Source organism: Agrobacterium vaccinii, from assembly GCF_021310995.1.
GTDB lineage: Bacteria > Pseudomonadota > Alphaproteobacteria > Rhizobiales > Rhizobiaceae > Agrobacterium > Agrobacterium vaccinii.
The window spans coordinates 1,795,681-1,821,540 of record NZ_CP054150.1; the positions used below are offsets into that span (position 1 = coordinate 1,795,681).

General features: G+C 58.3%; 27 protein-coding genes and 1 tRNA gene. 11 read left to right on the plus strand and 17 right to left on the minus strand.

Features of this window, described 5'->3' with window-relative positions; genetic code table 11:
- Positions 1-46 precede the first annotated feature (46 nt).
- The 4 genes from HRR99_RS08990 to HRR99_RS09005 form a co-directional block, all read right to left on the minus strand.
- The gene (locus tag HRR99_RS08990; RefSeq protein WP_233121248.1) at positions 47-589 is read right to left on the minus strand and encodes a nuclear transport factor 2 family protein; all 543 of its coding nucleotides are present in this window, start codon (positions 587-589) and stop codon (positions 47-49) included.
- Positions 590-597: 8 nt separating this feature from the next.
- Entirely contained in the window at positions 598-1,617 is a 1,020-nt protein-coding gene (gene ilvC, locus HRR99_RS08995) for a ketol-acid reductoisomerase (protein WP_233121250.1), read from the minus strand.
- A 44-nt stretch (positions 1,618-1,661) separates the two neighbouring features.
- A complete protein-coding gene (locus HRR99_RS09000) occupies positions 1,662-2,315 on the minus strand; it encodes a TetR/AcrR family transcriptional regulator (protein ID WP_065698258.1) in 654 nt (217 codons plus the stop codon).
- Between the two features lie 149 nt (positions 2,316-2,464).
- The gene (locus tag HRR99_RS09005; protein ID WP_233121252.1) at positions 2,465-2,872 is read right to left on the minus strand and encodes a winged helix-turn-helix transcriptional regulator; all 408 of its coding nucleotides are present in this window, start codon (positions 2,870-2,872) and stop codon (positions 2,465-2,467) included.
- Between the two features lie 111 nt (positions 2,873-2,983).
- On the opposite strand from HRR99_RS09005, the gene HRR99_RS09010 reads away from it, so the two are divergent.
- Complete coding sequence (locus HRR99_RS09010; RefSeq protein ID WP_233121253.1) at positions 2,984-3,868, plus strand: SDR family oxidoreductase; 885 nt, start codon at positions 2,984-2,986, stop codon at positions 3,866-3,868.
- Positions 3,869-3,952: 84 nt separating this feature from the next.
- Here the strand turns inward: HRR99_RS09010 and HRR99_RS09015 are convergent.
- The 3 genes from HRR99_RS09015 to HRR99_RS09025 all read right to left on the minus strand — a co-directional run bounded on the left by HRR99_RS09015 (position 3,953) and on the right by HRR99_RS09025 (position 6,566).
- Positions 3,953-4,901, minus strand: a protein-coding gene (locus HRR99_RS09015; protein ID WP_233121255.1) for an IS630 family transposase whose coding sequence is annotated in 2 segments (ribosomal slippage) — positions 3,953-4,564 and positions 4,566-4,901 — 948 coding nt in all. Because the reading frame shifts where the segments join, the coding sequence is not laid out codon by codon here.
- Positions 4,902-5,125: 224 nt separating this feature from the next.
- Positions 5,126-6,295: an FAD-dependent monooxygenase gene (locus HRR99_RS09020; protein ID WP_233121257.1), complete on the minus strand. Its 1,170-nt coding sequence runs from the start codon at positions 6,293-6,295 to the stop codon at positions 5,126-5,128.
- A gap of 25 nt (positions 6,296-6,320) precedes the next feature.
- A complete protein-coding gene (locus HRR99_RS09025; protein WP_111838089.1) occupies positions 6,321-6,566 on the minus strand; it encodes a zinc-finger domain-containing protein in 246 nt (81 codons plus the stop codon).
- Between the two features lie 151 nt (positions 6,567-6,717).
- On the opposite strand from HRR99_RS09025, the gene HRR99_RS09030 reads away from it, so the two are divergent.
- The 5 genes from HRR99_RS09030 to HRR99_RS09050 all read left to right on the plus strand — a co-directional run bounded on the left by HRR99_RS09030 (position 6,718) and on the right by HRR99_RS09050 (position 10,122).
- Positions 6,718-7,506 (plus strand): alpha/beta fold hydrolase, encoded by a 789-nt coding sequence (locus HRR99_RS09030; protein ID WP_233121258.1) that lies wholly within the window; start codon positions 6,718-6,720, stop codon positions 7,504-7,506.
- Between the two features lie 136 nt (positions 7,507-7,642).
- The gene (cysE, locus tag HRR99_RS09035) at positions 7,643-8,467 is read left to right on the plus strand and encodes a serine O-acetyltransferase (protein ID WP_233121260.1); all 825 of its coding nucleotides are present in this window, start codon (positions 7,643-7,645) and stop codon (positions 8,465-8,467) included.
- A gap of 167 nt (positions 8,468-8,634) precedes the next feature.
- Positions 8,635-8,838, plus strand: coding sequence for a DUF3126 family protein (locus HRR99_RS09040; protein WP_111838087.1), 204 nt, complete (start codon positions 8,635-8,637; stop codon positions 8,836-8,838).
- A 163-nt stretch (positions 8,839-9,001) separates the two neighbouring features.
- Complete coding sequence (locus tag HRR99_RS09045; protein ID WP_233121262.1) at positions 9,002-9,745, plus strand: hypothetical protein; 744 nt, start codon at positions 9,002-9,004, stop codon at positions 9,743-9,745.
- Positions 9,746-10,047: 302 nt separating this feature from the next.
- Positions 10,048-10,122, plus strand: a tRNA-Glu gene (locus HRR99_RS09050).
- A gap of 90 nt (positions 10,123-10,212) precedes the next feature.
- Here HRR99_RS09050 and recJ read toward each other — a convergent pair.
- The 3 genes from recJ to HRR99_RS09065 form a co-directional block, all read right to left on the minus strand.
- Entirely contained in the window at positions 10,213-12,015 is a 1,803-nt protein-coding gene (gene recJ, locus HRR99_RS09055) for a single-stranded-DNA-specific exonuclease RecJ (RefSeq protein ID WP_233121263.1), read from the minus strand.
- 97 nt (positions 12,016-12,112) lie between these two features.
- Positions 12,113-12,313 (minus strand): hypothetical protein, encoded by a 201-nt coding sequence (locus HRR99_RS09060; protein ID WP_233121265.1) that lies wholly within the window; start codon positions 12,311-12,313, stop codon positions 12,113-12,115.
- Between the two features lie 614 nt (positions 12,314-12,927).
- Positions 12,928-14,187: a glycerate kinase type-2 family protein gene (locus HRR99_RS09065; protein ID WP_233121267.1), complete on the minus strand. Its 1,260-nt coding sequence runs from the start codon at positions 14,185-14,187 to the stop codon at positions 12,928-12,930.
- 149 nt (positions 14,188-14,336) lie between these two features.
- Between HRR99_RS09065 and HRR99_RS09070 the strand changes: the two genes are divergently transcribed.
- Entirely contained in the window at positions 14,337-14,576 is a 240-nt protein-coding gene (locus HRR99_RS09070; RefSeq protein WP_233121268.1) for a hypothetical protein, read from the plus strand.
- A 35-nt stretch (positions 14,577-14,611) separates the two neighbouring features.
- On the opposite strand, the gene HRR99_RS09075 is transcribed toward HRR99_RS09070, so the two are convergent.
- On the minus strand, positions 14,612-16,339 hold the full coding sequence (locus tag HRR99_RS09075) for an ABC transporter ATP-binding protein (RefSeq protein ID WP_233121270.1): 1,728 nt from the start codon (positions 16,337-16,339) through the stop codon (positions 14,612-14,614).
- 220 nt (positions 16,340-16,559) lie between these two features.
- On the opposite strand from HRR99_RS09075, the gene HRR99_RS09080 reads away from it, so the two are divergent.
- Positions 16,560-17,753, plus strand: a complete 1,194-nt coding sequence (locus HRR99_RS09080) for an AI-2E family transporter (protein ID WP_233121272.1) — start codon at positions 16,560-16,562, stop codon at positions 17,751-17,753.
- Here HRR99_RS09080 and HRR99_RS09085 read toward each other — a convergent pair.
- Positions 17,750-18,205 (minus strand): GNAT family N-acetyltransferase, encoded by a 456-nt coding sequence (locus HRR99_RS09085; RefSeq protein ID WP_233121273.1) that lies wholly within the window; start codon positions 18,203-18,205, stop codon positions 17,750-17,752. The two genes, HRR99_RS09080 and HRR99_RS09085, sit on opposite strands and share 4 nt — an antisense overlap.
- 117 nt (positions 18,206-18,322) lie before the next feature.
- Between HRR99_RS09085 and HRR99_RS09090 the strand changes: the two genes are divergently transcribed.
- Complete coding sequence (locus tag HRR99_RS09090; RefSeq protein WP_233121275.1) at positions 18,323-18,730, plus strand: hypothetical protein; 408 nt, start codon at positions 18,323-18,325, stop codon at positions 18,728-18,730.
- 2 nt (positions 18,731-18,732) lie between these two features.
- On the opposite strand, the gene HRR99_RS09095 is transcribed toward HRR99_RS09090, so the two are convergent.
- From HRR99_RS09095 to HRR99_RS09105, 3 genes are all read right to left on the minus strand, one after another.
- Positions 18,733-19,884, minus strand: a complete 1,152-nt coding sequence (locus tag HRR99_RS09095; RefSeq protein WP_233121277.1) for a DUF2336 domain-containing protein — start codon at positions 19,882-19,884, stop codon at positions 18,733-18,735.
- A 290-nt stretch (positions 19,885-20,174) separates the two neighbouring features.
- Positions 20,175-20,783, minus strand: coding sequence for a flavin reductase family protein (locus HRR99_RS09100; protein WP_233121278.1), 609 nt, complete (start codon positions 20,781-20,783; stop codon positions 20,175-20,177).
- Positions 20,783-21,364 (minus strand): nitroreductase family protein, encoded by a 582-nt coding sequence (locus tag HRR99_RS09105; RefSeq protein ID WP_233121280.1) that lies wholly within the window; start codon positions 21,362-21,364, stop codon positions 20,783-20,785. The genes HRR99_RS09100 and HRR99_RS09105 overlap by 1 nt, the downstream gene beginning before the upstream one ends.
- Positions 21,365-21,473: 109 nt before the next feature.
- Between HRR99_RS09105 and HRR99_RS09110 the strand changes: the two genes are divergently transcribed.
- On the plus strand, positions 21,474-22,454 hold the full coding sequence (locus HRR99_RS09110) for a hypothetical protein (RefSeq protein ID WP_233121282.1): 981 nt from the start codon (positions 21,474-21,476) through the stop codon (positions 22,452-22,454).
- Between the two features lie 120 nt (positions 22,455-22,574).
- Positions 22,575-22,829: a type II toxin-antitoxin system prevent-host-death family antitoxin gene (locus tag HRR99_RS09115; protein ID WP_111838075.1), complete on the plus strand. Its 255-nt coding sequence runs from the start codon at positions 22,575-22,577 to the stop codon at positions 22,827-22,829.
- A gap of 469 nt (positions 22,830-23,298) precedes the next feature.
- On the opposite strand, the gene thrS is transcribed toward HRR99_RS09115, so the two are convergent.
- Both thrS and HRR99_RS09125 read right to left on the minus strand, forming a co-directional pair.
- Positions 23,299-25,317 (minus strand): threonine--tRNA ligase, encoded by a 2,019-nt coding sequence (gene thrS / locus HRR99_RS09120; RefSeq protein ID WP_233121284.1) that lies wholly within the window; start codon positions 25,315-25,317, stop codon positions 23,299-23,301.
- 112 nt (positions 25,318-25,429) lie between these two features.
- Positions 25,430-25,855 carry a DUF2267 domain-containing protein gene (locus HRR99_RS09125; protein WP_233123466.1) on the minus strand — a complete coding sequence of 142 codons (426 nt, stop codon included), beginning with the start codon at positions 25,853-25,855 and terminating at the stop codon, positions 25,430-25,432.
- Between the last annotated feature and the right edge of the window lie 5 nt (positions 25,856-25,860).

The window sequence follows — 25,860 nt, forward strand, 5'->3', positions numbered from 1 at the left end:
TTAAACTCTAAGCTTCGGTCGGAACGCGCTCGATCACGTTAGCCCATCACCGAATCGGCGTCCCTTGATGAAACCGCAGCACCCAATCGTCACCATTCCGGCTCCAGATCGAAGATCGGTTGGCACGCTCGGTTCCGCTTGAATAGACGACTTCGCTGACATAGGTGACCTGCACGATGTCTTCCGACAAATGCCTGGCGTGGAAACTGGGGAATGGCAAAGTACACTCAATCACCGTGGCCTTGCTAGGATCAAAGACCATTTCCGCTCTGGCATAAGTCCGGCCCGAACGTCCGAACTCAAAGAAATCCTTCGCGAATATTTTCTCGATAAACGCGGGATCGAACCGCGTTTCGCTGATCCACAGGATCTCTTCCAGACGGCGGATCGTATCGAAATCCTCATCTGACAGCTGCGTGTCCGATTCATGCATGACATACCTCACTGGTTGTGTCTTGGCACTATCACAGCACGTGTTTACCAGGCTGGCAATAAAATGCCCGCGAAAAGCATTTTCGCGGGCATTCTTGATGAGTTCATGCATTTGCCTGACGATCAGATTTCCAAGGAAACCTGAGCCATCCGTCATCGAAAGGCTTAGTTCACAGCCTTGTCGACCAGCTTGTTCTTGCCGATCCAAGGCATCATGCCACGCAGCTTGGCGCCAACTTCTTCGATCTGGTGGGTGTCGTTCATGCGGCGGATGCCCTTGAAGCGCGAGCCGCCGGCGCGGTATTCCTGCATCCAGTCGGATGTGAACTTGCCGGTCTGGATGTCGGTCAGAACGCGCTTCATTTCAGCCTTCGTTTCGGCAGTGATGATGCGAGGACCGGTGACGTATTCGCCCCACTCGGCAGTGTTGGAGATGGAGTAGTTCATGTTGGCGATGCCGCCTTCGTAGATCAGGTCCACGATCAGCTTTACTTCGTGCAGGCACTCGAAATAGGCCATTTCTGGTGCGTAACCGGCTTCGGTCAGTGTTTCGAAACCAGCGCGGATCAGCTCGACGAGACCGCCGCACAGAACGACCTGTTCGCCGAAGAGGTCGGTTTCGCACTCTTCGCGGAAGTTGGTTTCGATGATGCCGGAGCGACCACCGCCAACGCCGCAGGCGTAGGACAGCGCAACTTCAAGCGCGTTGCCGGATGCGTTCTGATGAACGGCAACGAGGCAAGGAACGCCGCCGCCCTTCTGGTATTCACCGCGAACCGTGTGGCCTGGGCCCTTCGGTGCGATCATGACGACGTCGAGCGATGCCTTCGGCTCGATGAGGCCGAAGTGAACGTTGAGGCCGTGGGCGAATGCAATGGCTGCGCCGTCACGAATGTTGTCGGCAATGTCTGCCTTGTAGATGTCGGCCTGAAGTTCGTCAGGCGTTGCCATCATCAAGAGATCGGCCCACTTTGCAGCGTCTGCAACGGTCATGACCTTGAAGCCATCGGCTTCGGCCTTCTTGATGGTGGCAGAGCCAGCCTTCAGCGCGATGACGACGCCAGTCGCACCGCTGTCCTTCAGGTTCAGCGCATGCGCGCGACCCTGGGAACCGTAACCGACGATGGCGACATTCTTCGCCTTGATGAGATTGAGATCGGCATCACGATCGTAATAGACGCGCATTTCGGTAGTCCTTCCTTGATAGATGATGGTGTTGAAACCGGATGTCAGGCGGCCTTTCCGCCCGTTTCCGAATGTACCTTCTCCGTGCCGTAGAGCGTGAGAAAGGCCGAAACGGCCTTGCGCGCCCGCGCGGAAAAATCCTTGGCCTGCGCCTCGCCGAGCAGCATGCGCACATGCAGATCGGAAACGATCAGGCCGTAAAAACTGCGATAGGCGTCTTCGAGATCATCGAAGCGCAGATAACCGGAGCGGCGACCGGCCTCGATGAGACCCCGCGCCCGCTTGTCGATCTGGCGACGACCGCGCTCGACCAGCAGGTTGCCCAGCTTGGAGCCATCGCGGCTGGCCTGGCCGATGGCCAGACGGTTCAGCGCCAGCGAAACGTCGCCTGCCAGAACGTCCAGAAGATCATGGGCAAAGACCTCGAGATGGTCGATCAGTTGCGGCGCAGACACCCGGTCACCCGCCTTTTCAAAGGTACGGACCTTGCTCTGCTGAAAGGTGATCATCGCAGCCAGCAGGCCGTCACGATCACCGAACCACTTATAGAGGCTTTCCTTGGAACAGTTGGCAGCGCGCGCCAGACCCGATGTCGTCAGCGCTTTTTCCCCGCCCTCGACCAGCAAACGCAATGCCTGTTCCAGAACGGCGTTCTGGCGCGGCGAAAATTCCTGCGATGTGTTCGGATCGGTCCCCACCTTGTCCACTCCATCTCGAATATTATGTACCGTACGGTACGGTTCGAGTGTTGTTTAAGGGGAGCCACGTGCAGGGTCAAGAACTTTTTTGAAAGAGACGCGCGATTTGACGCGACGCAACATGAGCGCTTTCACAAGTGTATGAAGCATCAGGTATCCGCTTCGAAGCGCTGCCGCGCAACCTTGACGGCATCGTGGTTTTCCAGTGCCCAGTTGATCACCTCCGACAGGGGCCGGTACAGCGAGCGACCCAGCGGCGTCATGCTATATTCCACGCTGGGAGGCTTGGTGGGAAACACTTCGCGATGAATGTAACCGTCGCGCTGAAGATCGCGCAATGTCTGTGTCAGCATGCGCTGCGAAATATCCGGCACCATGCGGCGCAATTCCCCAAAGCGATAAGGCTTTTCCGACAAGGCCTGCAGCAACAATGTCGACCACTTACCGCCGATTTGGTTGAGAAGGTCGCGCACCGGGCAATTGTCGAAATCCAGATTGGCAAAATCTGGCGATGGCGCAGATGCCTTCGGCTTCAATCTGGAAATCGTCGCAGTCATGGTGGTTCCTTTTTGGTAACGTACAGCGGAAAACATGCCTTCTTTACAGATGCACCGTAATTCCTATTTTAGCCTTACTCTCTTTTTGAGACCACCGCAAAGGAAACAGTCATGAGCAAGATTCTCGTCACGGGCGCTTCTGGTCAACTCGGTCAGGCCATCATCCGCCACATCATCGAAACATACCACGTGCCCGCCTCCAGCATCGTGGCTGCCAGCCGTGACACTGCGAAACTATCAGACCTCGCCGCCAAGGGCATCGAGACGCGCGCGGCGGATTTCGACGATGCCGCATCGCTGGAAAAGGCCTTCACCGGCATCGATACACTGCTGGTGATTTCCACAGACGCCCTCGCCGTTCCCGGCCAGCGCCTGGCACAGCACAGGGCAGCGGTTGAGGCCGCGAAGAAGGCTGGCGTGAAGCATCTCGCCTATACCTCCATGCCCAACCCGGGCAAATCGCTGGTCTCCTTCGCGCCGGATCATCTGGGCACCGAACAGGCCATCAAGGCAAGCGGCCTGCCCTACACCATCATCCGCAACGCCTGGTACTTCGACAACTATCTGCATTCGGCGCCGCATAATCTGTCCACCGGCCAATGGTTCACCGCCACGCAAAACGGCAAGGTCTCCAACATCAGCCGCGATGACTGCGCTCGCGCCGCAGCCGCCGTGCTGGCCAAGGGCAAGGCCGAAAACAAGACCTACACCATCACCGGATCACAGGCTGAGACCACCGAAAAGATCGCGGAGACCATCTCGCAAGCTGCGGGCAAGCCGCTCGCCGTGGTGCAGGTATCCCCCGCCGATCTGAAAAAAGGCATCGAAGGTGCAGGCCTCCCCGGCTTCGTGGCGGACATGCTGGTCTCATCGGAAGAAAACGTCGCAGCTGGTAATTTTGATATCGTGACGACGGATTACGAGACACTGACCGGTGAGAAGCCGCAGACAGCAACGGCATTTTTCGAGGCGCATAAGGCTGCGCTGGCAGGGTAAGGGTTGGCGGAAACGCTACAACTGTCTGAACAAACGGCACCCACGTTCGTCATCCTCGGGCTCGTCCCGAGGATCTAGAGCGCTTCACCTTTTGACGGAACCATATCCTGCATTTCTGATGTAGTTTGCGCATTCGTCGGGTCGGATCGTTTCGACCAGCCCGCCAATATGCCGCCAGGTATCTTCGATGCTGCGCTTCTGTGCGTGGCGCATCCAGTGCTTTATCTTCGAGAAGGCCTGTTCGATTGGATTGAGGTCCGGCGAGTAGGGTGGCAGGAACCATAGCCGAGCACCGGCAGCCGTGATCGCCTGACGGACTGCCGCGGATTTGTGGCTGCCAAGATTGTCCATGACGACGATGTCGCCTGGCTTGAGAACCGGAACCAACTGCTGTTCGACATAGGCACGAAAGCACTGACCGTTGATCGGTCCGTCGAAGACACAAGGTGCTGCCAACCGATCCTTTCTCAATGCACCGAGGAATGTCAGCGTACGCCAGTGCCCATGCGGCGCAAACGCACGCAGTCGCTTGCCTTTGGGTCCCCAGCCCCTGATGGGTGTCATGTTGGTCTTGATCCAGGTCTCATCAATGAAGACCAGCCGTTCAGGATCGAGGTGATGCTGTAAGGTCTTCCATCGCTCTCTTCTACGGGCGACATCGGCACGCGCCTGTTCAAGGGCGAACAGCGTTTTTTTTAAAGCGCAGCCCCTCGCTGCGGATGAATTTCCAAATCGTATTGTGGGAGACGGCGATGCCTCGCAAGGCAAGTTCGGCCTTCAGTCCATGCAGTGTCAGGTGTGGATTCTGAGCGAGCCGTTCGGCAATGAAGCTGCGATGTGGCTCCAGGATGCGCTTGCGGTAACCACCCATCTTGCCTGGACGAACCGATCCGGTCGCACGATGGCGCTGAGACCATTTCACCACCGAAGACGCGGCCACATCAAAGCGCGCTGCAACGGCACGGACGCTTTCGCCGCTCGACACGGCTGCGACAACACGTTCACGAAGATCATTTGATATCGGTGCGGTCATCAGATGCTGGCCTCCATCCAGCCAACATCAGTGAATCACATCAGAACTGATTTGGGAATCAAACCCGATTTAGAAAGACGTGGAAACGCTCTAATCAGGCTTCTGCGGATGCGACGTGGCTGATATCAGGGACAGGCCCGAGCATGACGACCGTGGGTGTGGCCCTGCTCGACCCCATAGAAAGCGAACCGGACCTTATCGTGCCCAAACATGAGGGCGACCTACTAAAGCCCCTCGGCCTCATACCCATACAACCAGTCGAAATCCGCCAGAAACGCCTCCGGTGGTCGCATGGAAAGCAGCACATCGCGCCCGATCCGCATCGGCCCGCTGGCGTGATAGGCAAATTTGTTCAGCGCCGCGCGCTTGCGGGCCTTATCGATGCGCGGAAGGCGATGCGCCTCGAAACGTGCCAGCGTTTCCGCCAACGGCTGATCCCGCCCTACAAATGCGGCAAGTTCGAAAGCGTCTTCGATGGCCATGGCGGCACCCTGCGCCGCAAACGGCATCATCGCATGCGCGGCATCGCCGATCAGCACCGCGTCGCGACCATTGTGCCAGCGCCCCTCGCCTGCCTGAAACAGCGGCCAGAATGTCGGCTGGGCAGTGGTTTGCAGCATGCTGGCAAATACCGGGTTCCAGCGCCGAAACTGCTTCAGCAGCAGCGCCTGCTGCTGGCCCTGCGCCTCCGCCTTCCAGGTGTCGCCGGGATTGGTGCCAGCCGCAATGGCAACGATGTTAAACCCGCCTGTTCCCGCCAGCGGATAGGCAACCAGATGCGCGGATGGGCCGAGAAAAGCGGTAACGGAGCGGCGGTTCAAAAACGCGGGCGCGCCCTGCCCTGGCACGGTAAACCGCCACGCTATATTACCCGAGAACGTGGCCGATGGACTGCCCGGCACGGCGTAACGTGCGCTTGACCACACACCATCGGCACCCATGATCAGGTCATGCTCCTGAAATGTTATTGCCGAGATGATCGCTTTATTGACCGCATCCAGTCGCTTGCCCAGATGCAGGTGGCAGAGCGGATTTGCTTTCACCGCCGCCAGCAGCGCGCTTTGCAGCGTCGCCCGGTGCAGCACGCCATAGGGCGCACCCCAGCGCTGCCGAGCCACTTGGTGCATGGGCAGCGAGACGAGCGTTTTGAGCGACTTGCCGGAGGCGAGATCGACCGTTTCGGGCTCAAGCCATTGCGCCTCGATCTGCGGCAGAACGCCCAGCGCAGACAGAATACCGGCGGCATTGGGCGAGATTTGCAGGCCCGCGCCCACTACTTCCAGATTGTCGGCCTGCTCGATGATATCGCACCGCACGCCATACCTGGCAAAGGAAAGGGCAGCGGTCAGACCGGCAACGCCGGCACCGATGATCGCAACGGATTTTACGGGCATGGAAAGCCCCAGCTAAAATGGCAGGTCAGGCCGCCTTGACGTGGAAGACGCAACCGGGCGGGTTGGTCTGGGTTGCCTTCAGCGATCCATTGAAACGGAAAAGCGTCGAGCAGTAGGAACAGACCTTCTCGTTGTCGTCGCCCATATCGATGAAGATATGCGGATGATCGAACGGCACGGATGCGCCCGTGCACATGAATTCCTTGACGCCGATTTCGATGACGCGGTGTCCGCCATCGTTCTGGAAGTGGGGAATGGTATGCCCGGCCATGTTCGTCTCCAAATGCACGCGTGGGTGAGCCTCTGCTCACATCATTGCGGATATGTAGCGTCAAATCCTTTTGACCTCCACAGAAAATATTGCCCGATATGTTCAACCATTCGATTTCCTGACATATGGTGCCGCAAAAAGGATGTCCTTGATGAATCTCAATGTGCCGCAATATCAGTCGTTCTCCCATGAAGGCCTCCAGCTCTCGTTTTTCGATGCGGGCAACCCGTCCGGCGTGCCGGTGCTGCTCATTCACGGTTTCGCCTCCAGCGCCGCGGTCAACTGGGTGCATCCCGGCTGGGTGAAGACGCTGGGCGATGCGGGTTACCGTGTCATCGCGCTCGACAATCGCGGCCATGGCACCAGCGACAAGCCGCATGATCCCGACGCCTACTATCCCGCTAAAATGGCACAGGATGCCGTGGCCCTGCTCGACCATCTCGGCATCGCGAAGGCCCATATCATGGGTTACTCCATGGGCGCGCGCGTCTCCGCTTTCGTCGCCTTGGCAAATCCTCAGCGCGCTTTGTCGCTGGTGTTCGGCGGCCTCGGCATCGGAATGGTGGATGGCGTTGGCGATTGGGACCCGATTGCAGATGCCCTGCGGGCACCGTCGCTGGATGTCGTCACCCATGAGCGTGGCCGCATGTTCCGCGCCTTTGCCGACCAGACGAAAAGCGACCGCATCGCGCTTGCAGCTTGTATCGAAACGTCGCGCGTCCTGGTGACCCGCGAGGAAGCGGCAGCCATCGCAATTCCGACGTTGATTGCTGTCGGCACCAAGGACGATATCGCTGGTTCGGGCGAAGAGCTTGCAGCGCTCATGCCGCACGCAAAAGCCATCGATATTCCAGGCCGCGACCACATGCTGGCCGTCGGCGACCGGGTGTTCAAGGCTGCCGTATTGGAGTTCTTCCGCGAGATTGACACTGAGAGCTGATCTCAAGCACTCATTTTCTAAAAAGCTGTCAGAAAAACTCATCCTTTCGCGTCTTTAATCGCGTTGGTAAATCACCATTTCTAGGCGACGCTTTTTTCTGTATAAATCAACGACACGAATTTGAGGGAGATCCTCCATGGTCGTACGCATAGATGCACGTCAGCAGGACCAACTGTCCGTTGTTGATCCCATCTGGGGAAGCCTCCAGAACGAGGCCCGCACCGCCGCATCGCAGGACCCGCTGCTGTCGGCCTTCTTCTATTCGACAATCCTCAACCATCATTCTCTGGAAGAGTGCGTGATCTACCGCATCTGCGAGCTTCTGGACCACCCGGATATGCAGGCGGTTTTGCTGCGCCAGACCTTTGACGAGATGTTGCAGGACTGGCCGGAATGGGCCGCGATCCTGCGGGTGGATATTCAGGCCGTCTATGACCGCGACCCCGCCTGCACCCGCTTCATGGAGCCGGTACTGTATTTCAAGGGCTTCCACGCCATCCAGACGCACCGCCTCGCCCACTGGCTATGGAACAAGGGCCGCCGTGATTTCGCGCTCTATCTGCAAAGCCGCGCATCCAGCGTTTTCCAGACGGATATCAACCCGGCAGCGCGCATCGGCAAGGGTCTTTTCCTCGACCACGCGACAGGTCTCGTCGTGGGTGAGACGGCAGTCATCGGCGACAACGTGTCCATCCTGCACGGCGTAACACTCGGCGGCACTGGCAAAGAAGGCGCAGACCGCCATCCGAAAATCCGCAGCGGCGTGCTGATCGGCGCAGGCGCCAAAATTCTCGGCAATATCGAGATCGGCAGTTGCTCACGCATCGCCGCCGGTTCCGTCGTGTTGAAGCCGGTTCCGCCCAATGCCACCGTTGCCGGTGTGCCGGCCCGCGTGGTGGGAGACGGCGGATGCAACGAGCCTTCGCGCATCATGGACCAGATCATCGGCGCGGATATCTGAGAGTATTTTCAGGTGCGTCCGTACAGATCACGCCGACGATTTGCCTCTTTGACTTTACTTTCGCCTTTAAGCCATGCCAAAAGCGGGCACATTTTAAGAGTCACGGCGTCCTGATGACGCGTCTCGCAAGACGCGTTGCGCCGTGGGAACCGCACAGGAGAAGACTGGTGAAAGCCGACGAAATCAAAAAACTCGACGCCTATTTCAAGCGTACCTTCAACGAAAAAATGATCGTAAAAGCCCGCCCCCGCAAGGACGATTCGGCAGAAGTCTATGCTGGCGAAGAATTTCTTGGCGTCGTCTACATCGATGACGAAGACGGCGACCGCTCCTACAATTTCTCGATGGCCATCCTGGACGTCGATCTGTAATCACCAGCCGGTGACGACATGTTTCAAAACCGCCCGCGACGACACGTTCGCGGGCGGTTTTGTTTTTGAGAGCGTTTTAAAACAGACATACAGCTCTGGTTGTAGCCGCATTGTTTTCCTGTATCCTGCCGCGCATTGTAGACACAAATTGCGGATTTTTATCTTGGGTAAAGTTCATTTTCATTTCTCTGACATAGAGACGTCGTTCAGCACACCAGTCGCTCCACTGCCATTGTCTGAAAAAGAACGCGCCCTGATCGTAGCCCATTGGCAGCGCGTGAATGCTGAGGGCAATTTTTTCAACGGCCCGGTTCTCGCTGCTACGGCAATCGACGTTAATGGCGCGCCCAAAGTTTCGGTTTCCACCACCGACTACGCGCATTACCTCTACGCAAATGCCCATCCGACAGCCACGCCCTGCCATATCGTATATTGTGCAGCTGCCATCGTCACCAGCGACAATTACGTTCTGTTTGGCGAAATGAACTCGTCAACCTCCTCGCCGGGACAACTGCAATTCGTTGGCTGCAACGTAGAGATTGCCCCGGATGGGTCGATCAGTGGCAGGCATTGTTGCGAACGTGAAGTCATTGAGGAGATTGGGTCGGCCTTTCTGGAGATGGCTGAAGACTTTCGGCCTCTCTGCATCAAGACCAGAGGTAAAGCCGATCACGTCGGAATCTACTACGTGCTACACGTCAACGCGACCAAAGTGGAGGCGCAAGCTGCGTTCGACGCGCATCTGGCACAATTGCGCCTCGCCGGAGAAAAGCCGGAACTCGTTAAAGTCCATTTCGTGGAGTTGACGCAATCGGCCATCACGCAATTTTTCCACCAGAACAGCGAGCGTTGTGTGGACTATCTCGCGCCACTTCTCACCGATCACGGACAGGTGTTGCGCCGATAAAACTTTTTAGAATAACCCTCGGAACCAATCTTTTGCTGCTCCGTTAATCCCGCGTCCCCCGATGAAGCGTGGGGTTACGATCACCGGGACGCCCCCTGATCCCCGACGTAATCCCACGCTTCCCCCTTTCCCCACATGTGAATAACGGCGCTACCGCAGCTGCATGATTTGCCCGTCCTCAAGACGAGTTTTCCACCTAGCGGCATGGCATTTGCATAAAAATGTCATGGAAATGCAAAAAAGTGGAAATAGGCGCTTGCGGAGAATCCAGTGCCTGACTATAAGGGCGCCACAACGCGTACGCGCCCTTCGTCTATCGGTTAGGACGTCAGATTTTCATTCTGAAAAGAGGGGTTCGACTCCCCTAGGGCGTACCACTTCCCCAATCTTATCATTGCGATAAAGACATTTGCTCATCCAGAGTGCAAGCGATGTTGCGCGCAACTTCAAATATATAAAGAACAGTCTCATGGTGCCAATGCAGCGTCCAGAATGCGCAGTTGCACCTTGCGTTGGCCTTGCCACTGCTCGGCACCCAGCGTGCCTGCAACGTGGATTTGACGGCCACGGGCGTTCATCAGCATGTGGCCCAATGGGGCGTCTGCGGCGCGGAAGGCGATGCCGTCGAGGCGGGAACCATCCAGTGCTTCCAGCGTGATTTTCACATGCGAAGTGCCGACCACGCGCACGTCGCGCAGGCGGTGCGCGGGCACGGCGAAAATGGGCTGGGAGTGGCCGGAGCCGTAGGGGCCTGCCTGTTCCATCTGCTCGACCAGATCGAGCGTGGCACCGGACGCGCCAATCGCACCATCGATCTTCAACACGCTGTTTTCCACCAGTTGAAACACGGCCTTTTGAGCGGCTTCTTCGAAGAATGTTCTGAGCCGACCGAGATTGGCACGTTCTACCGTCAAACCTGCTGCCATGGCGTGGCCACCGCCCTTGACCAGCAGACCGGCCTCCACGGCATTGCGAACCATGCGGCCCATATCGAAACCATTGATGGAGCGACCAGAACCGCTGCCCTTGCCCTGCGAATCGAAGGCGATGGCGAAGGCCGGGCGGCGGAAACGGTCCTTGAGGCGTGAGGCGAGAAGGCCGACGATGCCGGGGTGCCAGTTTTCCCTTGCTGTCACGATGACACCGGCGCCGCTGCCATCTCCATATTCGAACAGCGCTTCCGCCTCGGCCTCGGCCAGCATCACGGCTTCCATGGCCTGACGCTCGCGGTTCAGCTCGTCCAGCTTTTCGGCGATCACCTCGGCCTGGCTGCTATCATCCAGCGTCAGCAGACGACTGCCGAGTGCGGCATCGCCGATGCGTCCGCCTGCGTTGATGCGCGGGCCGACGAGAAAGCCGAAATGGTAGGGCGTGACGGGACCGCCAAGGCCAGCCTTCTTGAATAGGGCGGCAAGGCCTGCGTTGTTCATATGGCGTGCGGCGATGAGGCCCTTGACCACATAGGCACGGTTGAGACCCTTCAGCGGCACGACATCGCACACCGTTGCCAACGCCACGATATCGAGAAAGGACAGGAGATCGAGCGTGTAGGCGCGGCTGTCCCGCTGGTCCTTCAACACGCGCGATGTTGCCACGAGAACGAGGAAGACGACACCTGCGGCACAGAGGTGCCCCTGCCCCGACAGATCGTCCTCGCGGTTTGGATTGACCAGCGCCACCGCTGGCGGCAGTTCGGTGCCGACCTGGTGGTGATCGATAACAACGACTTCGGTTCCCGCATCTCGCGCCGCTGTCAGCGATTCGTGGCTGGTGGAGCCGCAATCGACGGTGATGATGAGTGTCGCGCCATTGGCCGCGAGCTGCTGCATGGCGGCGGGATTGGGGCCGTAACCTTCGAAAATCCGGTCGGGAATGTAGATTTCCGGTTCCAGCCCGAAATGGTGGAGGAAGCGGTACATGAGCGCTGAGGATGCCGCACCATCGACGTCATAATCGCCGAAGATCGCGACTTTTTCGTTGCGTTTGATGGCGGTGGCGATGCGTTCTGCGGCCTTCTCGCAGTCTGTCAGCGTATGCGGATCGGGCATCAGGGAACGGATGGTGGGGTCGAGGAACGCGAGCGCGTCATCCACACTCACACCGCGTCCGGCCAGCACACGGGCGACGAGTTCGGGAATGCCGTGAACCTGCGCCATGGCCAGCGCGCGGTTCTGCCCGGCCTGATCCAGCCGCGACATCCAGCGCTGTTCCGTTGCCGACCGCTCTACGCCGAGAAAGGCTCTCGGCACAGTATCGACCGTCTCACTCATTGCCATGCTTCAGCTTACCCATACCGCCCTATGATTTCACTACGGGCTAAAGGCCGAAGCGGGCTTTTTCAAGTGCAAAGAGGTGCGCTTGCGCCGCTCACCACAGCGGCATGAAGATGAAGGCGGCAAATCCGCAGACGATGGTGGCGACGAGAGCCAGCGCCCGCCAGTCCCGCTCCTGTCCTTCCATCTCGAATTCCAGACTGCGAACGTTATCATTGGCACCGGTGCGCTTGTATTTGCGCGCGGCATCCGACTGAACGAAATGGTCTTCCTTGAACAGTATCGTGGTTTTCACGTCCGCGCCTCCCTTCGCCTGGTGAATTTGCAATCAGAATATCATCATAATCACGTTCTTTGCAAAGACTTCGATGATCAAAGACTGTGATATTGCGGTGGATAGGCTTCGCCGTTCACGCGGCGCGCAGGCGCCCGTGGCATGACTTATCCGACCCTGGAAAACACACGCAGATGCGGTGATGTCTTCTGGTATGTGTGTCGTTGGCGTCCGCATCTGCGTGGCCTCCGGGCAGTCCTCATTCCAGTCTATCGAAGGATCGGGTGTGGCTGGGACCGTGAATGATCCAGCCAGCACCCTGCCCCCGGTTTGGCAAACTGTTGCTGCTCGCTGGCCCGAATGCCCAATGGCTTCGGAACAACGTGGCATCAGCACACCGGTCAGTCACGGCACCCGCCACCACCGCCCGCACGTTACAGGCAATGACTTGAGAGTACCGGTTCCCAGTCGCCGCAGTGTCTCGCGATACACCCGGCTGTGAAGACGAGGATATTCTAGGCATGGGTTCAGGGACCATTGAGAAAAGAATCTGCGAAAAAATCGAGATTTTTCAAAATTCGCACAAGGCATTGAATTTTAATGTGTATTTCTTCAAAACAGAGAGAGATTTGCGTTTAGCTTAGCAGAAAAGCTCTGAAATCATTCACATTCGTGCCCGTTGGCCCGGGCGCGAAGATGTCTCCGGCGAGATTGAACGCCGTCCATGCATCATGCGCTGACAGCAGCGCGCGGGCATCGCCACCGGCGGCGCGGATGCGGGTGATGGTGTCGCCATCGCAGAACGCACCGGCATTGTCTTCGGAGCCGTCTATGCCATCGGTATCGGCAGCCAGTGCGGTAATTCCGTCAACGCCTTGCAAGTCCAGCGCAGCAGACAGCAGGAATTCCGTGTTGCGACCGCCCTTGCCATAGCCGCCGCTGCCGATCGTGACCGTGGTCTCCCCGCCAGAGAGAATCACCATAGGCTTGTCGAAGGCATCGCCAGCAGCAAACTCTCGCGCGAGTGCCGCATGCATGCGGCCAATGTCCTTCGCCTCGCCCTCGATACTGTCTGACAGGATGAGCGGGTGGACGCCGTGCTCGCGCGCGAGCGCCGCTGCCGCCTGAAGGGAAACGCTGGCGGATGCGATGAGGTGCACTTCGTTGCGCGCAAAGGCGGGGTCGGTCGCTTGCGGTGCTGATGCGGCAGCGATGCTGCGAAGGATCGGTTCGGGAAGATCAATGCGAAAATCTCTGATAGCCCGCATTGCGTCCTCGGCATTGCCAGCATCCGGCACTGTGGGGCCGGATGCGACGAAGGCGGGATTATCGCCCGGGACATCGGAAACGACGAGGCTGACGACACGGGCCGGATGCGCCAAGGCCGCCAGCCTGCCGCCCTTGATGCGCGAGAAATGTTTGCGCACGACATTCATGGCCGAGATCGGCGCGCCGGATGCCAGCAGCGCCTGATTGAGCGCAATCTCATCCGCCAGCATAAAGCCCTGCGGAGGTGCCGGCAGAAGCGCCGAACCGCCACCGGAGATCAGCGCAATCACCAGATCGTTTTCGCTGAGGCCACCGACATGCGCTATCAAAGCCTGTGCTGCCACGATACCGGCATCATCCGGCACCGGATGGGCAGATTGCAGGACCCGCGTTCGCTCACACTGGGCAATCGGCCCATGGCGGGCCACCACCAGCCCATCGAACGGGTGCGTCCATGCCCGCTCGAAAGCCTGCGCCATCTGGCTCGCCGCCTTGCCAGCACCGACCACTACGGTACGCCCCTTGGGTGGCTGTGGAAGGTGACGCAGGATCGCCTCATAAGGGTCCGCGGCCTTGACCGCGGCAACGAACAGCTTTTCCAGAAATGCACGCGGATCGGCAATCAATTCAGGTCTCCATCGGGCAGGCGTCGAGTTCAGTCTATTGCCGCAGCATGACCGTGGGAAAACGGCAGTGCAAGGCCGGAAAGAGCGGAATTGAACTTCACCCACGCTCGCGCGTTCGGGTTTTATGCGAACGAAAAGTGAGGAAGCCGATGTCCAACACCGAAAATCTCGGGCCGGAATATCACAACAACAAGGATAAGGAACGGCTACGCGGCCGCCGCATCGTCTGGTCCCGCCGCAAATCCAAGCCCTGGACCCTGACATTCATCGTCATCGGCGTGTTGATCGTAGCTGCCAGCGCCACGGCCGTGACCTATCTGGTGACATCGCATCCGGGCAAGCCGGAGCCAAATGTCGGGCTGGAAACACAGGCGCAACCTTTGAGGTGAGCAGACGGCTTTAAATGACCGACGGCTTCCGCCTGCTAAACCAGCAACTGAGCCCCAAACTGGGCCTCATACAACCGACTATACGGCCCCTTGCCTGCCAGCAGTTCTCCGTGATTGCCCGTTTCCACGATGCCGGTTTCGTCGACCACCACGATGCGGGAGGCGTCGCGGATGGTGGCGAGGCGGTGGGCGATGACGAGGGTGGTGCGCCCTTTGGCGAGTTCGGCAAGTGAAGCCTGAATGGCGCGTTCGGTCTCGGTGTCCAGCGCCGAGGTTGCTTCATCCAGAATGAGGATGGGTGGGTTTTTGAGGAACATGCGGGCAATCGCCATGCGTTGTTTCTGCCCGCCGGACAGTTTCACGCCGCGTTCGCCGATGACCGTATCCATACCCTCTGGCATATCCTTGATGACGTCATCCAGCCGCGCGCGGCGGGCTGCTTCCCAGATGTCGGCTTCGCTGGCACCAAGGCGGCCATATTCGATGTTTTCGCGGATCGTGCCGCCAAACAGGAACACGTCCTGCTGGACAATACCGATCTGGCTGCGCAGCGAGGTCAGCGTCATCTGCCGGATATCGATGCCATCGATGCTGATTGCGCCACCGGTCACCTCATAGAATCGCGGCAGCAGCGAGCACAGTGTCGTCTTGCCAGCGCCTGAAGGTCCGACGAAGGCCACGGTTTCGCCTGCGCGGATGGTAAGGTCAATGTTGTTCAGGACCTGCTTGCCGTCGCTGTAGCCGAAGCTGACATCGCTGTAAGCGATTTCACCGCGAAGGTGGGACGCCTCGATGGCGCCGGGCGCATCGGCAATATCCGGGTCGGTATCGACCAGTTCGGTAAAGCGGCGGAAACCGGCGATGCCCTTGGGATAGGTCTCGATGACGGAGTTGATCTTTTCGACCGGGCGGAAGAAGACGTTGACCAGAAGCAGGAAGCCGACGAAGCCGCCATTAGTGAGATCGCCCGTCAACACGAACCACGCGCCGCAGATCATGATTATCATCTGCGTCAGGCGCATGCTCATATAGCTGAGCGAGGTGCTGGCGGCCATGATCTTGTAGGCATTGAGCTTGGTCTGGCGGTAACGCTGATTGTCCTTTTCGAACAAGGCACGCTCGTGGTCTTCATTGGCGAAAGCCTGCACGACGCGCATGCCGCCGACATTTTCTTCGATTCGCGCGTTGAAGGCACCGACGCGACCGTAAAGCGAGCGGAAATTGTTGGTCATGCGGGTGCCGTAACGGCTGGTAACCCACGCGGTGATCGGCACGATGGCCGCGGTAACCAGGGCCAGTGGCACGTTGACGGACAGCATCAGCAAGAACGCGCCGATGAAGGTCATGATGGCGATGAACAGGTCTTCAGGGCCATGGTGAGCGACCTCGCCGATTTCCTCGAGGTCTTTGGTCAACCGCCCGACGAGATGGCCGGTCTTTTGATTGTCGAAGAATCGGAAGGACAGTTTCTGCAAATGGTCGAAGGCGTGTCGCCGCATATCGGTTTCGATATTGATGCCCAGCATGTGCCCCCAATAGGTGACGATGGCCATCAGCCCGGTGTTGACGACATAGATGACGAGAAGGCCGATGGAGGCCAGCATGATGATCTGCCAATCCCCGGCGGGCAGCAATACATCCACGAAGACCTTGACCGCCATGGGAAAGCCTAGTTCCAGAAGGCCGGAAAGGATGGCGCAGGCGAAATCGACAATGAACAACCCACGATAGGGACGATAATAGGAAAAGAAACGGCTGAGCATGACCACGTCCAGAGCGGCCTGTTTCGCCGCAGAGTTCTAAAATGTGACCTCAAGTCTCATATTTGTTAGAACAGGCCAAGGCATGTTGCGTTATTTTTACCAAAATCGTGCAATAAAAGCGAAGGACAATATAAAAACGAAATGCTGATGGAATATGCTGTGATCTGCACGCTAAATGATGGCAGAGTGCAATTCTCAGGGGAATGCGAGAGAGACGCTGGTGAGTAACGCAGACAATCAAAGAAAGACCAGCGAACCAAGATGGCTTGGTCCGGCCACACATGCGCGCACGGCGCTCGTGCCATCCATTTCCGCTGCCCGCTGGCTTCTGGTTCTGATTGTCGCTGCTGGTATCTACTTCTTCTACGGGTTTCTGGTGCCGGTTCTGGCTGCGCTGGTCATCGGTTTTGCCAGCTGGCCGGTTTACCGGGAATTGCTGCGCCGGGTTGGCGGCAACAATTCCATTGGCGCGACGATTGCGCTGCTTCTCATCATCGCCTTTCTGATCGTGCCGATTTTCATCGCAGCCTCCTACACCGCAAGCGAAATCCGCGAGTGGTTCGGCTGGGCCGTGGAGGTCAACAAGGTCGGCGCGCCGGTGCCCGACTGGATCGCAGCACTGCCGGGCGTCGGCGCGTGGATGAGCGAACAGTGGGTGCGCTATGTCGGCACGCCGGGTGCCATCGGCGAAGTCATACAGCTCGTCAGCGGTGCGAATATCGGCAACATCTATCGCGCCATCGTGGCCGCCGGTAATGGTGCATTCCACCTGATTCTGACGCTGCTGTTCATGTTGATCGCGCTGTTTTTCGTCTATCGCAACGGCGTCAGTTTTGCCCGTCAGATCGATCTGGTGGGAGAGCGCATTCTGCCGACGCGCTGGGAGCGTATTTCCCGTGTCGTCCCCGCCACCATCAGCTCTACCGTCACAGGCATGACGCTGATTGCGATCGGCGAAGGCATTATTTTAGGCGTGGCCTACTGGATTGCGGGCGTTCCCTCACCCGTCACGCTGGGTGTTCTGACCGGCGTCATGGCGCTGATCCCCGGCGGCGCGCCTCTGTCGTTCACGCTGGTGTCGTTCTATCTCGTTGCCAGCGGCTCTGTCGGCGCTGGCATCGCCCTGTTTGCATGGGGCTCGGTGGAACTCTTCATCGTCGACAAGACCATTCGTCCGCGCCTCGTCGGCGGGCCCATCAAGCTGCCCTTCCTGCCGACCTTCTTCGGTCTGGTAGGCGGCGTCAAAACCATGGGCTTTCTCGGCCTGTTCATCGGCCCGGTGCTGATGGCGCTGCTGGTTGCCGTGTGGCGTGAATGGGTCCGCGAAGTCGAGATTTCGGCCGTCGAGGGTGAGACGATCGAGGCGAAGGCAGACATTGTCGAGCCACCGCCGCTGCGAAAGACGGCGTCCTAGAGCTTCATCTCCATAAACATGCTGAGCGGATCGGGCTTGTAGGGCGCGAATGGCTCGATCTCGGTAAAGCCCGCCTTGCGGTAAAGCCCTATGGCTTCCGGCTGGCTGATGCCGGTTTCGAGCCGGATGGCAGAGAGGCCAAGGCCCTGCCCGCGCGCAATCAGTGCGTCCATCATCATCTGGCCGATCCGCAGGCCACGCGCCGAGGGATCGACGAACATGCGCTTGATTTCTGCCGTGCCATCGCCCGCCTCCACCAGCGCGCAGCAACCGACGATCTCGCCATCATTGCGCGCCACGAAGAAGGATACGGCGGGCTTTTCCAGCGTATCGATATCGACCATATGGTTGCTTTCCGCCGGATAGAGCGATGCCATATAGGCGTTCGACATTTCCATGAGGCGCAGCACGTCTGGCTGGCGTGGCGGTTCAAGCTTGATTTCGACTGGCATGCTGGTTCCCATTAATATTTTGCGAAGTCCGATCTTTGCGTCGCATTAAGACTGCAATTTCGCTAGATCATGGACACGTCTTAAGACAATTCTTCTGCGAGAGGCAACAGAGCGACAATGAGAACAGCGCTTGTTTTGATGACCATTCTGGGCTGCGATGACACCGCAACCGATTGCCAGCACATCGCCACGCTGCAGCAGCGCTGGACGAGTATCGAACTGTGCGATGCCGAATCGGAAAACAAGCTCGGCCAGTTCGTGAATGCGAATTATCCGGTGATTGTTGCCGTGTGCCAAACGCCGGAAGAGCCAAAGACGGATATCGCCAAGGCCGATCCGCACACGCCCGACACGGCTGTGCCACCGGCGCTTGCGCCGCAGGAAGAACAGACGCTGACACAGAAAGCCATCACCCGCGTACGCCGCATTCTGCCATCAACAGAGGGTGTGAAGGAAGTGCTGGGCAAGCCGGTGCGCATGGTGGAAGACAGCTATTCCTGGATCGCCCGTCGACTGTCGAAATAACGTCAGGCGGCCTCGGCGACCAGGGTGGAATTCAGCGAACGGGCGCGGCTGCGCTGCTGGGCCATCTGGAGTTTTTCGACCATATGGACAAGCTCGCGCATGGTCGCATCGGCGCTGGTGTCGGAAAATTTCGCCAGAAGGCCGGAGGACAGCTCGGCAACCGGGTTGGCATAAGGGGTCTCAGCCACCTGGCGCCAGAGCAACGTTGCTTCCATGAAGATATCCAGCACGGCACCGAACAGCCCGGTGGACTGGAACAGTGCCTTCATGGCGTGGTGGCGACCTGTGGCCAGAATGGAGCGCACCTGCCGCTCATCAAGGCCAGACAGGTTGGAGATGGCTTCGGCGAAGAATGCCAGCTTGCCGGAGCAGAGCAGGTTCATCAGGAAAGCGGGCGTCAGATCGCCCCTTGCGCGAAGATGCTCGACCAGAAGCGGCATGGCCTCCCCCGTCACATCGCCCGCGATCAGCACGGTTGCAGCTTCCGACGCATCGCGGATGACGCCGGACAGGCGTGCGGGCTGCATGGCATAACAGACAAGGTTTGACGCGGCCAGCGCTGCGCCGATATGGCCGACGATGGCGTAGCGCACATCAGCGGGAAGATCGTCACGGTGCAGCAGGAGGTCGCGGATTTCAGCATCCTGCGCATAGCGCTCGGCAACGCGCCGCAGCGTAAACGGCGTGATGCGCGCGCTGCTGTTTTCCAGCAGGATCGACAGTTCCATGAGATCGCCGATTTCAGCCAAGGCCGCACAGGCGCCCGGCTCCAGAAACGGACGGGCGGCAACCATGGAGCGGGTCGTGGCCGTGCCGTTGCCGACGAGATCGACAAGATCCGTCTCCCGCAGCACGGGCGAATGGATGATGACGACACAGGCGATATCCGGCTGGTCTTCGGCCAGTGCAAAAATGATGGGACGTGGGGCAACGGGCGAATAGGCCAGAGTTTCGGCCAGCGCCAACCGCACCTTGGGCGATGGATCGTCCAGCAGAAAGGTCATCGCCTCATAGGCGCTGTCTTGCCGGTCCTGCGGCAGGGTGGATTGCACATAAGCCTGCGCAAGTGCCGTCGCTGCCTTGGACCTGTCGCCAGACCGCGCCTTTTCAGACCACCGAAGAAATGCTTGTACGATCACCCTGCGCCCCAACACCAGACATACCGACTGTATCTGGCAGAATCGACGCGATGTGAATCGGGCTCTGCCTCTGTGTCGAACCTAGGGGCAAAAGGTTTACGTTTGGTTCACCATATTCATTAACTGGGTGGTGGTTTGATCGAGGTTCGAAACAATTTTTCTTTCCGTCATCCTAGGGCTTGTCCCTAGTATCTAACCACGCTTCTGCGGATGCTACGTCGGTAGATCCTAGGGACAAGCCCTATGATGACGGAAGTGGGTGTGTGATGGCGGCGCCCTAAAGTTAGGCTACAGGTCTAAGACCTTCAGCGCTGGCCGGGACGTGTGAGCTGGAACACATCCGTCCCGCCATCGCAATAATCGCGGTAACCCATGCGGGCGATGGGGCGGGCGCGGGCCATATCGATGCGCCCGTTTTCGATGACGCTCTCATCGAGATGGATGCCCATGACCTGGCCGAATACGACCCAGGTCTGCGCTTCGACGCCATCGACATCCACAGGGCGAATGATTTGCGTGACCCGGCATTCCAGTGCGGAATAGGCCTCTGCCACATAGGGCGCATCCACCAACTCGCCAGCCTTGGGTGTGAGACCGGCGATGTCGAATTCGTTCACGTCGTACTCGACCGGCGCGGACGATGCGTTCATCTGTTCCACCAGATGCCGACTGACGAGGTTTGCGGTGAAAACACCGGTTTCCTCGACATTGCGCACGCTATCCTTATGGCCGCTGGAGGCAAACATCACCAGTTTCGGTGTGTCCGACACGGCGTTGAAAAAGGAATAGGGCGCGAGATTAAGCGTGCCATCCCTGCCCTTCGAGCCGATCCAGCCGATGGGGCGCGGCGCGACGATGGCCTTGAACGGATCATGCGGCAGACCGTGGCGGTTGGTATCGGTTGCGTAAAACATCAGGCCTCACCCACCCATGTCACGACATCGGCCAATTCAGGGCGAGGACGCTCGACTGCCGGAAATGTGGTGGAGCCGATATAGATGAAGCCAGCGATCTTCTCGCCAGCATTCACGCCCAGTGCCGGGAAAAGGGCTTCGTCATAAGACACCCATTCCGTCAGCCAGTTGGCAGCATAACCGTTAGCATTGGCTGCAAACAGCATATTAAGGCAGACCGCGCCTGCGGACATGACCTGTTCCCATTCCGGGATTTTGACATGCGGCGCGGCTGTGCTGACAACGGCGACAACGACGGGCGCGCGGGTAAAGCGCGTGCGTTCGACTTCCTGATAATCGGCACCGATATCAGGTGTTTTTTCAAGCGCCCGCTTCAGGACGGCTTCGCCCAGCCGCTGACGCTCTTCGCCGCGATAAACGATGAAACGCCAAGGTGCCAGCTTTCCATGGTCGGGCACGCGCACTGTCAGGCGCAGAATTTCCTCGATCTCTGCCGTATCAGGACCCGGCTCGGTCAGTTGCAATGCCGGGGTCGAACGGCGGACATTCAAATAATCGATGAGGGAGATATTGTCTTTCATGACAGAAGCGTTCCATTGTCGTACATATGAAATCAAGGGCCTTGAAATAGCCACCGGGTGGCGTTTGAAGTGGTCCTCGAAGAACAAGAAGTCAATGCGGTTGAGAGAAATGACGTCCATCAAAATTGCGACCGGCCTATGCGTGGCACTCGTTTCGACCGCGCTGCCAATGGGCGTTGCCTTTTCGCAGGATGCATTCAAGGACTTCAAACAGCTTGGCGGCACGCAGAAAATGCCGAAGCTCAACGCGTTTACCGCGCCTGCGGCACCGGATGTCGAAAAAACCACCTCCCGCGATATCGTCATGGAAGCCAAGCTGACCAATGAAGGCGAGCCGATGATGGAAGGACTGGCATGGCGTGTTTTCAGCCCCATCCCCGGCCCTGACGGCAAGCTGCCGATGCTGGCAAGCTCCGACGGCGGCTCTGCCGAGTTCCACCTGTCGCCGGGCGATTACTTCGTCAACGTCTCCTTTGGCCGCGCAGGCGTGACAAAGAAGCTGAATGTGCCTGCCAGCGGCAAGATCGACAAGCAGGTACTGATCCTCGATGCCGGTGGCTTCGTGCTAAACGCGGTGGCCGGAACCGACAAGCGCATCTCACCGGGCCAGCTGAAATTTTCGGTCTACTCCTCCGACACGCAGGAAGATGGCGAGCGCCGTCTGGTGATGTCCGATGTCAAACCAAACACCGTGATCCGCCTCAACGCAGGCACTTACCACGTCGTCTCCGAGTATGGCGGCATCAACGCAGTCGTGCGCGCCGACATTCAGGTGGAAGCAGGCAAGCTGACGGAAGCAACGCTTCAGCACCACGCCGCACAGGTCACGCTGAAACTCGTGTCCGAACATGGCGGCGAAGCGATTGCCGATACGGCATGGTCGGTGCTGACGGGCTCCGGCGACCTCGTCAACGAAAGCGTCAGCGCCTTCTCCACCATGGTGCTAGCCGACGGCGAATACACGGCCATCGCTCGCAACAAGGACAAGGTCTACCAACGCAACTTCAAGATCGCATCAGGGCAGGATTCGGACGTGGAAGTGCTGATGAAGGACCAAGCCCCGGATGATACGATGGGTGATTTTGAATAGGATCGAGGCGGCGCTTTAGTTGTTCTCGGTGTTCCGTTGGCCTATTGCTGAAGAATAAACCTCCCACATTGACAAAATTACGTAAAATACGTAATTTATCTATCAATAAGGAGATAGATTATGGGTTCAGCGCTCCAAATACCCGCATCAGATTTCTCTCGTCACTTTGGACGAATTCGTGAAGCAGTGCATGAGGCCGGAGTGATCGAGGTCACGTCGCATAGCCGTGTTGTGGGCGCGTATATTAGCGCAGAAGAACTTGAGCATTTCAACCGCCTCAAACGACGTGAAGTACAGGTGCTTCATGTTAGCGAAATCGATGACCGGCTGCTTAACGAGATTGAAAACGCAGAGTATGGCGTCGTATCCAAGTGAACCTGCCAGACCCTACTCCGGGTCTCGTCATCCGGTTTGATTACACTTGGCACAGAAACCATTTAAGGAAAGAACGACCGTGCGCCATCGTTCTGGCCTCGAGTGAAACCGGCATTGTAACGGTTGTTCCCATTACTCATTCCTACCCAGATATCGGGGAAGAAGACCAATCGTTGCAGATACCCGAAGACATCTGCAAAGCAATAGGTTTGGACGAGGACATCAGTTACGTTCGGCTGAGCGAGGTCAATCGGTTCGAGTGGCCTTCAGACCGTATCAAACCACTACCAAACAATCCCTCTCGCTGCGACTACGGAACGTACCCAAAGATTTCTTTCTGGAAATAAAAAAGAGCCTGGCAGCCGCCGTCCGAGCCGGACGCGTCAGCACTTCCAAAGTTTGAACGATCCCAAATCGCCCGGTAGTCGATCCTCGGGACGAGCCCGAGGATAACGTTGAGAGTATCGCCTCAGGCTACGATGCCATTCGCCTTAGCAGCCTTCGCCGCACGCTTGCGCTTCACATCCGGTGGTGTCGCCTCATCCACGAGGTTGGTAATCGCTTCGTCCAGCGCATACGACGTCTGGGCCTGCGAGCCCAGGCGGCGGATGTTGACGGTGCGTTCTTCGGCTTCCTTCTTACCACAGACGATGATGACCGGGACCTTGGTGACCGAGTGTTCGCGGACCTTATAGTTGATCTTCTCGTTGCGGAAATCGGTTTCAACCGAGAGGCCCGCATCGCGCAGGGCTTCGGCAACTTCACGACCGTAATCGTCTGCATCAGACGTTATCGTTGCGACGACGACCTGCTGCGGCGCGAACCAGAGCGGCATGTGACCGGCGAAGTTCTCGATGAGAATGCCGAGGAAGCGTTCCATCGAGCCGCAGATGGCGCGGTGGATCATCACCGGCTGGCGCTTTTCCGAGGCCTGATCGATGTAGAAGGCACCGAAGCGTTCCGGCAGGTTGAAGTCCACCTGCGTGGTGCCGCACTGCCATTCGCGCCCAATGGCATCCTTCAGTGTGTATTCGAACTTCGGCCCGTAAAACGCGCCCTCACCCGGCAGAATGTCGGTCTTGATGCGGCCTTCGGACTTTTCTTCGATGGATTTGAGAACATCGGTCATGACGCTTTCGGCGCGGTCCCATACTTCGTCGGAGCCGACGCGCTTTTCAGGGCGCGTGGAGAGCTTGACGACGATTTCCTCGAAGCCGAAGTCCTTGTAGACCGACAGGATGAGATCGTTGATGCGCAGGCATTCCGCCGCCATCTGCTCTTCCGTGCAGAAAACGTGGGCGTCGTCCTGCGTGAAGCCGCGAACGCGCATCAGGCCGTGCAGCGCACCGGAGGCTTCATAGCGATGGACGTTGCCGAATTCTGCAAGGCGAACAGGCAGTTCGCGGTAAGACTTCAACCCATGCTTGAATATTTGAACATGGCCAGGGCAGTTCATCGGCTTTAGCGCGAAAACGCGGTTATCCGCTTCCTCGTCCTTCGGATGCGTGAACGCATAGGCCGATTTAACGGCGAACATGTTTTCCTGGTACCAGCCCCAGTGCCCCGAGGTTTCCCACAGCGAAGCGTCCAGAACCTGCGGCGCGTTGACTTCCTGATAGGTGCCTTCGAGGTTGCGGCGCATATAGGCCGTCAGGGTCTGGAACATGCGCCAGCCCTTGCCGTGCCAGAAGACGACGCCCGGACCTTCTTCCTGAAAATGGAACAGATCCATTTCGCGGCCGAGCTTCCGGTGATCGCGCTTTTCGGCTTCGGCCAGAATGTGGAGATACTGATCCAGCTCGTCCTGCGTGGCCCATGCGGTACCGTAGATGCGCGTCAGCATCGGGTTGTTGCTGTCGCCACGCCAATAGGCACCGGCAACCTTCATCAGCTTGAAGGCCGTGCCGATCTGTCCAGTGTTGGCCATGTGCGGGCCACGGCAAAGGTCGAACCAGTCACCCTGATAATAGATCTTCAGGTCCTGCCCCTCGGGAATGGCATCCACGAGTTCGACCTTGTAGCTCTCACCCTTGGCAGCGAAGACTTCCTTGGCCTTTTCGCGGCTCCAGATTTCCCGCGTGAACGGCTTGGAGCGCCCGATGATTTCCTTCATCTTCTTTTCGATCTTCGGCAGATCTTCCGGCGTGAAGGGCTCGTTCTTGGCGAAGTCGTAGTAGAAACCGTTTTCGATGACGGGGCCGATCGTGACCTGCGTGCCGGGCCATAGTTCCTGCACGGCTTCGGCCATCACGTGGGCTGCATCGTGGCGGATCAGTTCCAGAGCACGCTTGTCATCACGGGTGACGATCTCGATCTTGCCATCGACGATGTTGTCTGAGAGGTCGCGCACAGTGCCATCCAGCGCAATCGCGACGGCTTTCTTTGCAAGCGACTTGGAAATGGATTCGGCAACATCGCGTCCAGTCGTGCCGGGGGCATACTGACGAACGGAGCCATCGGGAAATGTTAGGGAAACGGCGTCTGACATCATAATTCTCCTGTCCAGTCCCGCCAACGAATGCGGGTGGTGCTGTTGACCGGCTGACGCCGGAATGTGAACGCGCGGGTGATAATGTGGAATCCGCGCTGAGTAAAGAATTTTAAGAAAGCGCGGGCAACCGCCAGAAGGCCCGGGCTTCCTGCGGCAGCTTCGAAAGGGTTCGATTGAAAGCATCCGGGTCTACGTTCCGCCCCAAAGCTTCTGCTACATCCCGAATGGCAGAATCGGTCGAGAGATTATGGTTGTGGCGCAGCGCTCGAACTTCCATCATCATTTCGGTTTCGCTGCCGAATGCACGCCTCTCTTCGCTGACGTCCCAATCGCTGACGAAGATAGCACGTAGAACCGGCGGCAATGCGTTCGCAAAGTCCAATGCCTGTTGCACCGTCAATCTGCGGCGAAACACCTGAAGCACTGCCTGTAACATCGTGTAGGCCTGATGCGATGTACTCAGCATGGAAACCTCTTTCAGGTCTTCCATGAACCGGTCGAAATCCACCGACGCCTGACGGTACTCCATCGGCATAGGCA